Annotated in this window: 7 protein-coding genes; 1 reads left to right on the top strand and 6 read right to left on the bottom strand. The window is 71.5% G+C overall.

Annotation, left to right across the window (positions count from 1 at the left end; genetic code table 11):
• Positions 1–82 precede the first annotated feature (82 nt).
• The 6 genes from ACRX5W_RS28315 to ACRX5W_RS28290 form a co-directional block, all read right to left on the bottom strand.
• Positions 83–3,862, bottom strand: a complete 3,780-nt coding sequence (locus ACRX5W_RS28315) for a hypothetical protein (protein WP_436791190.1) — start codon at positions 3,860–3,862, stop codon at positions 83–85.
• On the bottom strand, positions 3,859–6,231 hold the full coding sequence (locus ACRX5W_RS28310) for a hypothetical protein (protein ID WP_436791189.1): 2,373 nt from the start codon (positions 6,229–6,231) through the stop codon (positions 3,859–3,861). The genes ACRX5W_RS28315 and ACRX5W_RS28310 overlap by 4 nt, the downstream gene beginning before the upstream one ends.
• 14 nt (positions 6,232–6,245) lie before the next feature.
• Positions 6,246–10,268: a DUF6603 domain-containing protein gene (locus ACRX5W_RS28305; RefSeq protein WP_436791188.1), complete on the bottom strand. Its 4,023-nt coding sequence runs from the start codon at positions 10,266–10,268 to the stop codon at positions 6,246–6,248.
• A gap of 31 nt (positions 10,269–10,299) precedes the next feature.
• Entirely contained in the window at positions 10,300–11,034 is a 735-nt protein-coding gene (locus ACRX5W_RS28300; protein ID WP_436791187.1) for a ribosome-inactivating family protein, read from the bottom strand.
• Between the two features lie 446 nt (positions 11,035–11,480).
• The gene (locus ACRX5W_RS28295) at positions 11,481–12,668 is read right to left on the bottom strand and encodes an RCC1 domain-containing protein (RefSeq protein WP_436791186.1); all 1,188 of its coding nucleotides are present in this window, start codon (positions 12,666–12,668) and stop codon (positions 11,481–11,483) included.
• 279 nt (positions 12,669–12,947) lie between these two features.
• Entirely contained in the window at positions 12,948–13,331 is a 384-nt protein-coding gene (locus ACRX5W_RS28290; protein ID WP_436791185.1) for a BlaI/MecI/CopY family transcriptional regulator, read from the bottom strand.
• 195 nt (positions 13,332–13,526) lie between these two features.
• Here ACRX5W_RS28290 and ACRX5W_RS28285 point away from each other — a divergent pair, with 195 nt between their 5' ends.
• Entirely contained in the window at positions 13,527–14,174 is a 648-nt protein-coding gene (locus ACRX5W_RS28285; RefSeq protein ID WP_436791184.1) for a GNAT family N-acetyltransferase, read from the top strand.
• The last annotated feature ends 522 nt before the right edge of the window (positions 14,175–14,696 follow it).

Here is a 14,696-nt window from a genome sequence, read left to right as displayed (position 1 = left end):
GCGTATGCGGGTGACTGCCCGGAGCCGGGCTGCGACTCGGGCTCGGGCTGCGACTCGGGCTGGGACCGGGCTAGGACTCGGGCTAGGACTCGGGCTCGGGCTCGGGCTCGGTGCGGAGTTGGAGCAGGCCGTCTTCGAGCGTCGGAGGATGGTCCGGGAACTGCGCGTTCGCCGGTGCCGGGGCCAGGTCGTACGACGTCCAGGGGCCGCCCGGCTGCTCCGGACGCATCCAGGACCAGGTGCCGTGCCGGGTGGAGGGTCGGGGGAACGGGATTGTCCCGTCCTGGCCGCCACCCATGACGGGCCCGAACCGGAACTGGGCCTGGAGGTGGCGCAACGCCCCGTCGACATGCGGTGGTTGGATGGTCACGGCCGTCGTGGGGGTGATGCCGGTGACGGCGTGGACACTCGCGCGTGGGTCGACGAGCAGGAGCAGCCGGGTAGGCGTGGGATCGCCGAAGGTCAGAGTCAGGTAGTTGGGCGGCGGGTCTGCGAGGGTGCCGGGCGGGCCGATCGGGACGATGAGGCTCTGGCCGTCGTCGGGGGCGGTGACGCTGTCGAATCGCTCGTAGTCGTACCCGCCGCCGGGCGCGGTCCGGAAGAAGCCGATGAGTCCGTCGTCGCGGGCGGGCTGGTCGCCCAGCCGGACGGCGAACGGGTCGGAGGTGAAGGCGGGAGCCGGCGGATCGAGGGTGGCCGCCCAGCCGGTGTCGGTCAGGGGCGGCCCGTCCAGGGCCAGCCGCAGCCGGGCCTGGACCAGGGCCAGGGGTCGTCCGACGAGGGCGGACAGTGTCTGGTCGGCGCGGCGCCCGAGCGGGTCGGTGGTCCACAGCGTCGAGTCGATGACGTCCAGGAACGCGCTGAGGTTGGCCTCGGCGGCCAGGCCCCGGGAGCGCAGCAGACCGGCGACGGTGGGGGCGAGTGCCTCGACCTGGGCGAGGGTGGTGACCGTGCCGTCGGGTGGGGGCTCCCACTGGCCGGTGCGGGTGCCGGAGTTGTCGGTGAGCAGCCGGTAGGTGCCCAGGAAACGGCCCGCCGGGTCGTACAGCAGCAGGCTGCGGTCGAGGTGGTTGGGCAGCAGCCAGCCGGTGACGGGACTTGGGTCGGCGGCTGTCGCCACCACTCGGGTGCCGGTGGCCGCGTCCAGCAGTTCGAAGTCGAGCCGGGCGGGCTGGAGCGGGCGCGGGGGCAGCTGGGCGACGGCGGCGACCGTCGGGGTGAGCGAGGACTGCGTGGTCAGGGCTGTGTCGACGACCAGGGGGAAGCTGCGGAACTCGTGCAGACCGCCCTGCTGGAGGTTCGGGCTGACGACGTCGAGGACGCGGCCGAACTTGTCGTAGAGGAAGAGTTCTTGCACATGGATCTGGCCTTGGCGGGTCTCGTGGAAGTCCGCGCTCTCGCCGCCGGGGAGGTAGGGGACGCTGGTGACCCGGCCCCGGTAGCGGGCCGGCAGCGCGTCCTGGGTCTCGGCGTCGGGGTAGCCGACCAGGCCCGCGATCTGCGGGAAGCTGTCGTCCCCGGTGGTGGGGCGGCGGAAGGCGCGGGTGTCGCGGGCGGCGAGGCGGTCGTTGAAACCGGTCAGCTCCTGGGCGAGGATGCCCCAGTCGCCGACCGCCCCGAGCCAGGCGGCGAGTTGGTCGCGCTGGGCGGTGGAGCCGTGCCGCGAGACGAACTCGTTCAGCCGGGAGGCGAACAGGCTGCGGGGGTGCGGGCCGAGGGCGGAGATGCCCGTGACGGCGACCGGGTCCTCGTCGAGGCGGGCGCCCGGGGTGTATTGGTAGTCGGTGCCGTCGAAGGCCCAGCAGCTCCGGCCGTCCACGGAGTGCGGGATGTGCCGGTAGGAGACGTTCCACTCCATGAACAGCGGCTCCCAGGGCTGGCTCCAGGGTTCCAGGCCCAGCGCGGGCAGGGTGCCGGTGTAGTCGGACGGGCGGTGTGCGGTGAGCGTGGCGGTGAGGTCGGACTCGGCCACGCCGGTGGCGGCGGCGAGGGCGTGCGCGTTGCCCGGGTCCAGCAGGTAGTACTCCGTGAGCAGGGTGGCGACCTCGCCCGGCAGCGCGCCGAGCCCCGGCAGTGTGGGCAGCCCGCCCTGTCCCGGCGTCACCGTGACGGCCCGGCCGCCGACCGAGACGGCGCTGACCGGCGGGGTCGGGGTGTCGTCGGCGAACGGACGGACGGGCACAGGCTCGTCGGAGACCACGGCGTCGGCCGGGGGCTGGATGCCCGAGACGCTCACCACAGGGTTGGCGCTGCGCCAATAGGCGGGCCGGGGCACGGCCTTGAGCGTGGCGCCGCCGGTCAGCCCCTTGGCCCGCGCGAAGGCGCTGATCCCGGCTTGGAGCGCCTCTTGGGCGGTGGCACATGGGCCGGACCAGTCGGGCTGGGGCACCAGGACCGCCAACGCGCGTGCCCGGGCGGTCTTTTCGCGCAGGGTGTGCGCGAGGGAACCCTGCCGGGCGGGGTCCAGCTCGGCCTGGATGTCGTCCTGGTCCGGGGCATCTCCGGGCGGCGGCGGAGGGATGAACTCCAGGATGCCGTTCTTCAACCACAGGGAGTTGAGCCGCCACTGGAGCGCGTGCACCTCGCCGAGCAGCGCGTCCAGCCGGTCCTGGTCGTCGTTGAGGGTGGTGAGCCAGGCGGGCGGGGTGAAGGGCGCCGCGGGTGTGCCGTCCGGCGCCGGGTCGGCCGGCGGTGGTGTCACCGTCCACCGGTATCCGCCCGATGACGGCGCGAACGAGGCCGCGTGCACTTCGCGCCGCACCCGTTCGTCCCCGCCTTTCTCGTCGGCGACGGAGAGCAGGTCGTGCAGGAACGCCCGGAGCAGCTGCATGTCCGCGGCGGCGGGCCGGGCCCCGGTCGCCTGGAGGGCGTGTCCGGCGAGCGCGGTGAAGGCGTCTTCGGTGGTGGTGCCGATGGCGACGTTGAGGGTTCCGTTGTCCTGCACGGTGTGCAGCGGGTCGGGAGAGGGGGCGGCGGCGTTGTCGGCCGGGTCCCAGGGCACGGTCAGGGCCAGGCCCTGGTAGAGGCTGCGTACGGCGGGGGTGACGGCGCCGTCCAGGACGGGATTGCCGGTGAGCCTCGGGTCCCGCCAGTCCAGCCGGGTGAGCAGGTCGGCGTAGGAGGTGCCGGGCGGGAGCGTGGCGAGGACGTCGGCGGCCGGGTCGGAGTACCAGCCGATGACCTGGTATCCCAGCGTGTCCGTCGCGGTGACGTCGGACAGGTCGTCGATGAAGGAGAAGACGTTGGTGTTGTGTGGGACGTACGTGGTGAAGTGCGGGTCGCCGGTGTCCATGGCGGTGAGGAACAGCGGGTCCCTCGCGGCCCGTTCCGTCCAGGGCGTGCCGTCGGTGACGGGGAAGGCGAGCCCGAGCAGGACCTGGGGGGCCGGGTCGGTGAGGGCGCTGCGGTAGGGGTCCGGGCTGGCCTGCCAGGCGTTCAGCGTGTCCTTGGCGACCATGTAGGGGCTGGAGTTTTCCAGGGGGTGGCCCTGCTCCAGGGCGTAGGGCGTGTGCGGGCAGTCGCTCTCGATCACCCACGCCCTGATCCGCCGGGTGCCGGTGCCGCTGAACCGGGTGACGAGCCAGCGGTTGGGCACCAGCGGGTAGTCGACCTCCTCGGTCGCCGGGTCCTGTACGCCGTGGCGCAGTCCCCGGGGGAGTGTCCAGTGCAGATGGACCCCGGTCTGCCGGAACTGGGGGTCGTCGGTCTCCCGGTCCCCCTCCTCGGGTTCGGGGCTGATGAAGTTGTCCAGGGCCAGGTAGTTCTGCCGCCAGGTCCGGAAGCCGTCCCTGCCCAGCAGGGCCCGGTTCACCACGAGCGCGTCGAGCGCGACCGGCACGACGAGGGCGGGGCGCGTACTCATCGTCGGGTTCCTCCGGTCGCCGGGAAGCGGTCCCCATCCGGACCGTCGAAACGAATCGCCTCCGGCACTTTGACCAGTTGCAGCGCGAGATCGGCGGGACCGATCGCGCCGACGCTCGTCCCGTGCGCGGTGTCCAGGGCGGCGGCCAGTGCGGGTACGAGCGAGGTGAGGTCCAGGACGCGTACGGCGGGGTCGGCGCACGGGCGGAGATGGCGCAGGACGTCGAACGTGACGTCCGCGCCGAGCTGTTCGCCCAGCGGCAGCCGTGGGCCGGCGTCCGGCACCAGGCTGCGCAGCGGTATCAGCCCGTCGTCCTCGACGCCGAAGCGGAACCCTTCCTGGGGTTCGGCGAGTTCGACGGTGGCGGGCACACCGTTGAACAGGCACAGCAGCACGGTCGGGGAGAGATGGTCCATCCGCAGCACCGGCAGCGCCGCCCCGGCCGCGTCGACGGCTCGTACGGCGAGGTGGGGCCAGCCGGAGACCAGCGCGGAGCGCAGCAGCAGCCCGCAGACCCTGCCGAGGGAGGCGTCCGGATCGCCGGGCTCGGCGTCGCGCTGCCGGTCGCGGTGCCGGGCCGCGGCCTTGGCGGCCTCGGCTCTTACGGCGGCGGCCACCACCGCGTCCTGGAGCGTGTCCCGGCTCGACTGCGCGCCGATCCCCAGCGCCCCGCCGATCAGCGCGTCCAGCCAGTTCGGGTCGGTGTGGAAGAAGCGCAGCGACTCCGGCGGCAGCATCCGCGCGTCCGGCACGAGATGGGTGAACGGCACCGGTGTGAGCAGCAGCAGCCGGCCCAGCCAGTCCACGACCGGCGCGAGGTGTGCTTGGAGGCCGTCGTCCGTTTCCAGTGCCTCGGTGACGGCCGCGCGGGCGGCGTCGGAGCGCAGGAAGGCGTCCAGGTCGGCGCTGGGGTCGCTCGGCGCGGGCGCGGGTGCGGGCGGCGACCAGGGGTCACCCGGTCGCGCCGGGGTCGCGCCCACGGCGGTGAGCAACGGCCCGTCCAGCAGCGCCGCGAAGGCCGCCCGAGCGGTGCGTGCCGCTCCTTTGTCATCCTCCGGAAGGTGCGTGCTGGTCTTTTGGTGATACAGGGTGTCCGCCAGCTCGTGGGTGGCGCGTTTGAAGGCGGTCAGTTGCTGTACGTACGCCGAATCGGCCAGTGCGAGCGCGCGCCCGGTCTCGAACGCGGTGGCCAGGGACACGTCGAAGCTGCCCCAGGCGGGGTCGTAGCCGAGCAGGGCGTCCGCGCCGGTGGCGGTCGCCACCCGGTCGACGGGCTGGGGTGGTACGGGGGTGAGCGGGCCCCGGTACCAGCCGAAGGCGCGCTCGCCGGAGCGGGTCAGGTACGGCAGCGGCACGTGGCCGTCGCCGATCCGCCGGGCCACCTCCCGCCGGGCGGGCGGGGTGCCGTCGGCGTCCTGGTACGGGGAGGGCAGCCGCAGCCACATCTCCTCACGGGTCGCGGCCCGCGAGCCGTCCGGTGTGCGGGTGAGCCCTTCGGCGAGATCACGGAAGTGCGCCTTGCCGTCCGGGTGAGCCCAGAACGACCAACTGCACAGCGACAGCAGGGCGACGGACGTGCGGCCCTGGAAGTCCGGGTCGGGGCCGAGGAGTTGCTCGTGGCCCTCCAGGGACACCAGGTGGACGATGTTCTTGGTGCGGGCGTCCGGCGGTGAGCCGGGCGGGGCGGCGGCAGGGAAACGGTTGGCGACGACGACGGAGAACAGCCCGTCCTCCTGGAGACCCAGAACGGGCCGGTCCCCGGTGTTGGCTCCCCGGCAGTGCGCGAGATACGGCAGCTCCGCCAGGCGGGGTGCCACCGCCGGGAACGCGGACGCGGGGACGCGGATGATGTCGCACGGATCGTTCGGCCCGATGTCGGACTCCAGGCGCAGCGCGGGCTTGAGCACGGCGGGGTCGGTGGCGAGGAAGCCGCCCACCGTGGTCGTCTCGGTCCGGTTCGGGGAGGTGTCTCCGCCGACGAGCTGATCGTCGGTCAGGACCAGCAGCGCCAGCCACGGGGTGTTCCGCCCCGCGCCGCGCAACGGCCGCTCCCACGGCAGCAGCGGGTCACCGAGCACCACATGCGGCAGCACTTCGGCGAACTGCCCGCCGGAGGTGTCCGGCGGCTGCTTGGCGACCACCGCGGTCGAGGCGTCGATCGCCACCTGCGGTGCGCGCACGGTGAACCGCTGGACGGCCCGGAACGGCCCGCCGACGGTTCCCGCGCCCTGGTCCGTCCCGGTGCGCAGGGTGTGGGTGGCCTCGATCCGGTAGTCGCCGGCGGGCAGGGCGGGCAGATAGTGGTCGTGCAGTTCGATGTCCCCGATGGGGATGGTGTCGCGGGCGGGGTGCGGCGGGCTCGCACTCACGTGGTCCTGCTCCCTCACATCCGGTCTGGGTTCTGCACCATCGGCGCCTGGCTGTAGAAATGGCCCGCCCCGGCCGCCAGCGCGGTCAGTGCGTCGGACGGGCCGTCGAGCAGCCCCGCGTCGACCAGCGCCGCGCACACCTGGTCGCGCCCGGTCCGTGCCGTACCCCGGTCGGTCTGTCCGATTCGCTGCACGGACGTGTCGTCGGGGACGAAGACGTAGTCGCGGTCGGCGACGGGCACGGACGGCAGCGGGGCGAGGCCGGGCGGGATCTCGTCGGCGGAGTACTCGCTGAGCGGGAACACCCCGCGTGAGTCGGCCAGTTCGGGCCGGGGGGCCCGCACGTCGTAACCGACCGGGCGGTCCGCGAGGACCTCGGCGCTGGGGGCGCCCGGGGTGTGGCTGAAGGGCGTCGGCGGGGTGCCCCAAAGCGAGGCGGGCAAGTGGTGGGTGCGGGAGGTCGTCGTCCAGCCGTCCATCGGGGCGGGCGCGTCGTTGTAGTACAGCGTCAGCCGGTGCTCACCGACCAGCCCGGAGCGGTTCATGGGCCGTACGTCGACGCCGGGGCCGTCTTCGGCGCGGGGCGCGGACAGCGGGTCCCCACCGATTCGCAAGTGGCTGGCGGGCACTGCGGATTGGGTGAAGAAGCGCAGGTCACGGGCGCGGGCGTACCACCTCTTGCCGCTGTTGCCCCGGTCCTGGGCGGCGGTGTCCCGGGCGGCCTTGTCGATGCCGTTGACGGGCCCGATGGTGACGACGTCGGCCGGTTTCGGCAGCAGGTCGGCGAACTCGCTCCAGCCCAGCGCCTTGGCGTCGGTGCCGGATCGGCCGGGGCCGAAGCTGATGGTCTTGGAGAAGCCGATGAAGTGCGCGGTGACCGAGCCGCCCGTGGGCGGCCCCCACAGCTCCAGATCGGCGCCCACGGACGCGCTGATCGTCTTGTGGATGATCCCGATGTTGACCGTGTAGGACGCGCCGATGCTCACCGAGATCCGGGCGTCGAAGAAGAACGGCCGCCACGACAGCAGCAGATCGGCCTGGGCGGTGAACCACGCCCGGAAGTCGCCCGCGTGGAAGGTGATGCTCAGCCTGCCGCCGGCCATCGCGCAGGACGGGGTCACCGCGAGGTACGCCTGCGCGGTGATCGTCAGGTTGCCGCTGACCGCCCAGTCGATGCCGAGCCGCGGCACGTCGGGGTAGGAGGAGGGCCGCTGGAAAGAGGGGTGGTAGCCGCCGAGGGTGACCACGAACTGGCCGGCGCTCGGGTGCGGCCCGAACCACATGGCGGCGGCGAACCCGCCGGTGAGATGGCAGTCCGGGGTCAGCACGTACGACACGGGCGCGAGCTGCGCGGCCAGCTCGAAACTCCCGGCGAGCGGCCGGACTTCCGCCTCCAGGCCCAGCTCGGCGTACACGTACGTACGGGTCGCCGACTCGGCCGGCATCGGCAGCTGGAGGGTGGCGATGCCGAGGACGGCCAGCGCCAGTTCCCGACCGAACTCGGCGGCCAGCAGCACCTTGGAGTTCACCACTTCGGCGACCGTGAACTCGATCCCCAGGGCCAGCCAATAGGACCCTTCCTTCGGGGCGATCCACTTGCGCGACGTCCCGCCCGGCACGGCGGGTTCGCGCCCTTCCAGGACGTCCAGCACATCGGAGGGCCGTTTCGCGGCGTCGGGCCCCTGCTTGTTCAGGGTCAACAGCGGGAACCCGGTCACCTCCCGGGCGGTCGGCAGGGTCAGCTCCCGGTTGAAGCCGAACCCGGCCATCAGCCCCGTCACCAGGAGCGGCGGCGGCCCTCCGAGCGGCGCCTCAAGCTGGCCGAACAGGAACAACGACGGCCGTCCGTCCGCAAGTTGGGCGTACGAGCCGATCGCGGCCAGGGAGAAGTCGGGCACGGCGATGGTCGCCGTACCGTCGAACTGGAAGAGCACCCCCTGGTCGAGTTGGCTCGGCGGGATGCGCAGCAGCGCCCCGGCGATCTCCACCGGGGGAGCCACGTATCCCACGCCGACGCCGTCGAGTTGGAAGGCGGGCGCGAATTTGTCCAGTGCCGAGCCGACCGCCAGACCGTCCAGGGACAGGGCCAGCGGCCCCAGTTGCACCCCGGCGTCCAACCCGAACAGCAGCGCGTTGTTCTGGTAGACGACCCCTATTCGGTTGATCTGCACCACGCCGAGCTGCTTCTGGACGGTGATCCAGACACCGGCGGAGGAGGGGGAACCGCCGCTCTTGGCAGGGGCGGTCGCAGGCGCGGGCGCGGGGGAGGGCGCGGGGGAGGGCGCGGGTGAAGGGGCCGGGGTGTCGGACCCTGCGCTTCCGGCCGCGGCGGGCAGCCCCAGGGCCACCGGCACACTCTCCGGCCCGATCCGCAGCGCGGCCAGCGCCGCAGGTCCCGCCTTGAGCCCGCCCGCCGGAAGCGCCACCACCCCGGCCTGTCCGAGCAACGCGTTGGCCGATGCGGCGGCGTCGGCGTCGAACACCCCGGAGGAGTAGAGGACTTGCAGATCGTCCACGCCGAGGGTGCCCGCGCTCGACAGGAAGCCGCCGACGAGCGGGAGTTGCGCCAGATCGATCCCCGCCGACAGATCGACCCCGAGGGCGAACACCGCCGGACCGCTCCGCGGTTTGACGCGCACGAACTTGGCGTCCTTCAGGCCGATCCGCAGACTGTCGGGGATGTCGGCCGCCAACTGCTCGGAGAAGTGGGCCACCCAATCCCGCAGCGTGATCTGCGCCCCGTCCTCGGGTGCGTGGTAAGTGGCGGCCAGCACATCGGCGCCGGACTTCTCCGCGTCGAGGGCGACCTCGAAGCCGAAGCCGTCCACGGACAGGGTGCCGCCGTAGTGGGTCGCGGAGCCGTCCCGGGTGACGGTCAGCTCCAGCGCGGCGGTGACCCCGTCGGCGATGGTCATCTCGCCCTGGCACAGGAACGTGAAGATCTCGGTCCCGGTGGTGTGGGACAGCCACAGGCCGGTCAACTCCAGCGAGGCGAGCGGCTGGGGTGGCGCGGGCAGACACAGGGCCTCGATGACGTCACCGACGCCGATCTCACCCGCCGCGAGCCCGCCGCTGAACGTCCAGCCGCCCTGTGCGCCGCCGTTCTGCACCGCGCTGACGTCGATGCTGATCTTCCGGCTGAGGGCAACCGTGCCCGCGACGTGGACCGTGAACTTCCGTACAGGGTCGTAGTACAGGGCGATGGACAAGGAGGTGAGCGTCACGAAGCCGACGTCCCAGTCTCCGGTGACCGTCATCCGGGCCAGGTACGCCTTGCCGAGCCGGGCCCCGAAGGCCACTTCGGTGACGGCCAGTGATGCGGGCAACTCGTCCGAGGGCAGCCCGAACGACGCGAGCAGGGACCGGGCGTTGACGGGCGTGCCGCCGCGGAGTTCTCCCGTGACCCGCAGATCGGGCAGCCACACCGCGATGTCCAGTTGCAGCGCCCCCAGGTCCAGTGCGGCGACGACCGCCATGGACGTGACCTCGTAGACGGCCGGTGCAGCGGATTCCTTGCGGGTGAGCCGGTAGTCGAATCCGGCGACGTCGCGGGCCGCGAAGTCGAGCGCGTGCAGGCCCTCGACCGCGGTTCGCCACACGTCCGCGTCGGCGAGCCGTCCGCCGAGCCGGTCGAGGGCGTCCGCGAACGCGCCGGCCTGCCGGGGCCGTACTGCGGCGGTCAGCCGTCCGTCGTCGCCCTCGGTCAGGGTGCACACAACCTCGACCGAGTCGAACACGCCGCTGAGTACGAGGCTGACGGAGCCCTCCGCCGACACCGTCAGGGTCACCCCGGTCACCGCCAGCGTCACCTTGCCGCCGACCGGCCACGTGGTGGAGGCGCAGGTGAGCGCGAGCGTGAGGTGGGTGTTGCCGCTGTCGATCTGCGGCGCCCCCGAGCCGGCCGTGCCCTGACAGGTGCCGTCCGGGAAGGTGGTGAGCAGGTCGAGGAGCAGGGGTGGCAGCGCGGTGTCGGTGGTGCGCAGCGTGGGCGGGGCACCGAGACTTGTCAGGTGCGCTTTCAGGGCGTCGAGATCCATCGCAGTTTTCCCCCGTCGGGTGGTGCCCTGCCTATGTGCGAGGCTCGTACTGAGCGCCGTTCCTGATGATCTGGTTGGCATCCGCCTGAGTCAGGACGTACCCGCGATATCTGACGGTGGCATTCTCTCCGCGAGCCAGCTTCGACAGATTCGCCCAGTCTTTGACCGCTTCATTGAAGGGCAAGCCCCCTATGACGGTCGACTGGGACCACTCGCCGTTCCAGCCGGCCAGAAAGCTCTCGCAAAATCCATCGAGCCGAGCCATTTCCGACGTCGTTCTGATGACAAGGTGGTACGCCTGCTCGGCTTTCTCCCGATCGTCTTCGGTCGGGAGCTTGCCCTGGCCCCGGCCCGCCCTCACCCACTTGTTCAGATAACCGTGGAGGGTCCTCAGGTCCTCGACCAGCCGACGATGTCCCAAGCCGGCCCGCTCGGTACTCGGCTTGTAGGAGAGCGACATGGTGTGCGCCGTCCCGGTCAATTGCGTATCCGGAGGGGTCGTCCCCTGCCCTCTGGCGACGGCGAAGTACGGAAACGTACCTTCGGAGCGAATCGCCCAGCCTATGAGATAAAGATCGCTCTTCCGGAAATAGATCCGAATCAGCAGGTCGTCCATCGTGAAATCCACCCAGAAGAACGGCCCACCGGAAGCCGGATTCCGGTATCGATTGCGCAGGAATCCCGTCATCACCCGGAAATCCTCGTCGACTGTCCCGTCTGCCAGGTCGTCGTAGACGCACCCGTCCCCGTCCGGCACAACAGCCACTATGCAATCTCCCCCTTGGATCACCGCCGCTGTGGTTCACAGGCTTGCAGTCGTCCGGCGGAGAAGACAAGCCCACTACTCGGGCAGGCGGGAGTTTTCGGACAGCCAGGCGATCTGCGACATGGGGCGAATATCGCCACCGGCGTGCTGCACGTCATCGCGTCGGGCACCCGGTCCGACGGGCGCGCTTGGACGCGCATTGCCGAGAGGAACGACCGCCGCGGACGGTCAGGGCCGTGGGAACGCGAAATCGGACACCGATGATCCGACCGATTGTGGCGCCCCGCGACGATCCGAGGTGTACGCACTCACGGAGCGCTCGCGCCAGGCCGACTGAGAGCCAGGTCTGTTGCTCGCTCTCAGTCGGCTGCCCCGGCCCCTATCTGCATGCCGCAATTCGTCGAGCGGTACGCCGGGTTACTGCGCGTCTGGTGTGCGTGTGGGGCTCAGGCCGCCAGGCTGCTGTTACCGCCCGCGGCGATGCGGGTGATGGTGCCGATGCCCGTGCGCACGGTGACCGGGGCACCGCTGTCGGCGGTGCTGCCGTTGCCCAACTGCCCGGAGTCGTTGCCGCCCCAGGCTCGCAGACTGCCGTCGGACCGGCGCGCCAGGTTGTGGACGCCGCCTGCGGAGATGTCCCGGACGCCGGTGAGGTTGACGACGTTGGCGGGGGTGCCGCTCGCACCGCCGATGCTGCCGTTGCCGAGCTGTCCGTCGCTGTTGTCGCCCCACGCGCGGACGATGCCGTCGAGACGCCGCGCGAGGCTGTGCGAGTCTCCCGCGTCGACGTCCACGATGCCGGTGAGGTTGACGACGGTGACCGGGGTGCCGGTGTCGCCGCCGATGCTGCCGTTGCCGACCTGTCCGTCGCTGTTGTCACCCCAGGCCCTGACAGTGCCGTCGAAACGCAGGGCAAGGCTGTGCGAGAGCCCCCCGTCGATGTCGCGTACGCCGGTGAGCGGGGCACCCGGATTGCCGGGGTCGACGACGGTGACGGGTGTGCCGGTGTCGCCGCCGACGGTGCCGTTGCCGAGCTGCCCGTGGTCGTTGGCACCCCAGGCCTTGACGGTGCCGTTGGACAGGAGGGCGAGGGAATGGTCGCAGCCGGCTGCGATCGCGGTCACGCCCCTGAGGGGGGCACTGGGGTTGGCGGGGTCGATGACTGTGACGGGTGTGTTGTTGCTGATGGAGCCGCTGGTGCCGTTGCCCAGCTGCCCGGAGAAGTTGTTGCCCCAGGCTTTGACCGTGCCGTCGGACAGCAGAGCGAGGCTGAACGTGCAGCCGGCGGCGACCGCGGTCACGCCGCTCAGCTCGCGGACGGTGCCGGGGGTGAGGTGGTCGGGGTCGCTCAAACTGGAGGTGGTGCCGTCACCGAGTTGGCCGAAGTCGTTGGCGCCCCAGGCCTTTACGGTGCCGTTGGACAGCACGGCCAGGCCGTGGTTCCCGCCTGCGGCGAGGCGCGTGACGCCGGCGGCGGTCAGGCCGGCCGCAGTGACCGGGGTGTGCCGCTCATCGGTGGTGCCGTCGCCGAGCTCTCCGAAGTCGTTGGCGCCCCAGGACTCGACGCGTTGCGCCTGCGCGGCGGCCTGCGGCGCGGCGGGCACCGCGCAAGCCGCCAGGGAGGCCAGCAGCACGACCAGTCCCTTCGACAGGGAGGGCCTGGGGATGCGGCGTCTTGCTTGGACCGGCTGCATTGTCGGGACCGTGTGCATGTGTCACCTCGGAGTGCGGGGGCGCGCGCCATGTTGGCGGGCTATCACGTGGAGTCACGATCCTTGTTCAGCGAGTGGCGTCAGGGCGGGTGCGACACCGGCGCCGGGGCCGTATTGCGGCGAAAGACTGACCGCGGCGACGACGCCGTGGTAACTCGGGCGTCCGGACAGGGGGAGTGGTGAAGCCTGTCGTCGGCACTGTCAGCCCTCGCCCGGAGCGGCGTCGTCGGTACGCCGGCCCAGGGCGGTGCGCAGTGCTTCGGCCTCGGCAGGACCTAGCTGCCGCGCGAAACGCGCCAGGGCTCGGGCGCGGTCGACCGACGCATCCAGGGCCTGGCCCATGAGTTGTGCGGTGTAGTCGTCGGCCGACCGGGTGGCCGAGTAGCGGTAGGAGCGGCCGTGTCGCACCCGCGTCAGCCAGCCTTTTTCGCGCAACCGCTCGGTGACGGTCATCACGGTGGTGTAGGCCGGCGGACGTTCTCGCGCCAGCGAATCGAGGACCACTTGTATGGAGACCGGCTTCGGGGCATTCCACACCACCCGCATGATCGCCGCCTCCAACTCCCCGAACGTCTTCACGGTCATGTGCCCTCCGGTCCCCGCCGCAATGCCGGGCTCAGGTCTGCATCACTGATTGTTTCTACACAGCGTAGTAGTTTGGGGGTTGTGGACGCCGACCCCCGCGCTTCTGAGCCGCTGAACGCTGCCCGCTCTCCGGCCCAGCCCGAGCCCGGCCCTGAAGCCGATGCCGACCGGTGCGCGGACTTCACGGTGCGCGTGATGGACACCGGCCACCTCCGGTACGTGGTGGCCGAGCACCGCCGGCTTTTCCCCGACGGGCTGTTCACGCGGTTGGGGCCGAGATTCCTGACGACCTACACCCGGACGTACCTGACCAGCCCGCACGCCACAGCGCTCGTGGCCGAAGGCGCGGACGGAGCTCCACTCGGCTACCTGGTGGGTGTGCTGGACCCGGCACTGCACCGCCGGCACCTGTTGCGCTGGGAAGGAGGGCGGCTCGTCGTCCGGGGCGCGGCGGCTCTCGCGGTTCGCCCCGGACTGGGCGTGCACTTCGTGCGGACTCGGCTGGGCCGTTACTACCGCAAGCTGGAGTCCGCCCGCAGCACGGCGCGGGACAAGCAACTCGTGCCGCCTGTCGGCCGCGTCGCGTTTCTGAGCCACGTCGCCGTCTCCGAGAACGCTCGCTCCCGCGGCGTCGCCGCCGCCTTGATCGAGCGCTTCAACCAGTTCGCAGGTCTCGCCGGCTGCACACGGGTTTCCCTGGTGACTGCCGCCGGGCCGGACGGCGTCGGCGCGTACTACGAGCAACGCGGCTGGCAGTTGCGAGGCGAGAGCCGCACTCCCGACGGGCGTCGCCTCCTGACGTACGACTGCGCCGTGCAGTTGCGCCCCCTGGACAAGGGTTGAAGCCATCCGCGTCACGAGTCCTGACGGTGCTCTCGATCGTGAGGTGTTTCCCGCCGCGTTGAGAGGCTGACAGTTCGAGGATCTGAACGTCCGGGGCACGGCCGGGAACCGCCCCCTGGTCCGCGCTGTTTCGGCCACGTACGGCTGCCCCCGATTCGTCGCCGTCCGCATGGTCCGCAAACGCGCTGTCGGACGATGCCGAACTCAGCGCGCTTGTCGCTCACTTCAAGGTGTCACCGAGCGCACTGGCCGCGCGGCTGTCCAGGCCCGGACTCCTCGACACCGCCGCCGAGACCGGTTCCGCGTATGCGCGACGGAGATGGTCGCCGGCGGCGTCGAAGTATCGGCGGACGCGGTGCGGGCCGGGCCGCGGAACGGCAGTCCTGGTTGTGTTGCCGTGGGTCGAGGCAGTTTGGACACCGTTGATCCGAGTCCCAATGCCGTCCCGTGGAACGCCTGTCGTGGACGGTGTCGTACGTCAGGAGGCGGGGTCCGGCTTCCGCTCGGTGGCCGCGGCCGCGG

The sequence above is a fragment of the Yinghuangia sp. YIM S10712 genome (assembly GCF_051388935.1).
Classification (GTDB): domain Bacteria; phylum Actinomycetota; class Actinomycetes; order Streptomycetales; family Streptomycetaceae; genus Yinghuangia.
This window is presented reverse-complemented; position numbering and strand designations above follow the sequence as displayed.

Bases quoted from the DNA above. Each gene is read 5' to 3' on its own strand.
- ACRX5W_RS28315 (WP_436791190.1), bottom strand. From the start codon at position 3,862: ATGAGTACGCGCCCCGCCCTCGTCGTGCCGGTCGCGCTCGACGCGCTC.
- ACRX5W_RS28305 (WP_436791188.1), bottom strand. From the start codon at position 10,268: ATGGATCTCGACGCCCTGAAAGCGCACCTGACAAGTCTCGGTGCCCCG.
- ACRX5W_RS28290 (WP_436791185.1), bottom strand. From the start codon at position 13,331: ATGACCGTGAAGACGTTCGGGGAGTTGGAGGCGGCGATCATGCGGGTG.
- ACRX5W_RS28285 (WP_436791184.1), top strand. From the start codon at position 13,527: ATGGACACCGGCCACCTCCGGTACGTGGTGGCCGAGCACCGCCGGCTT.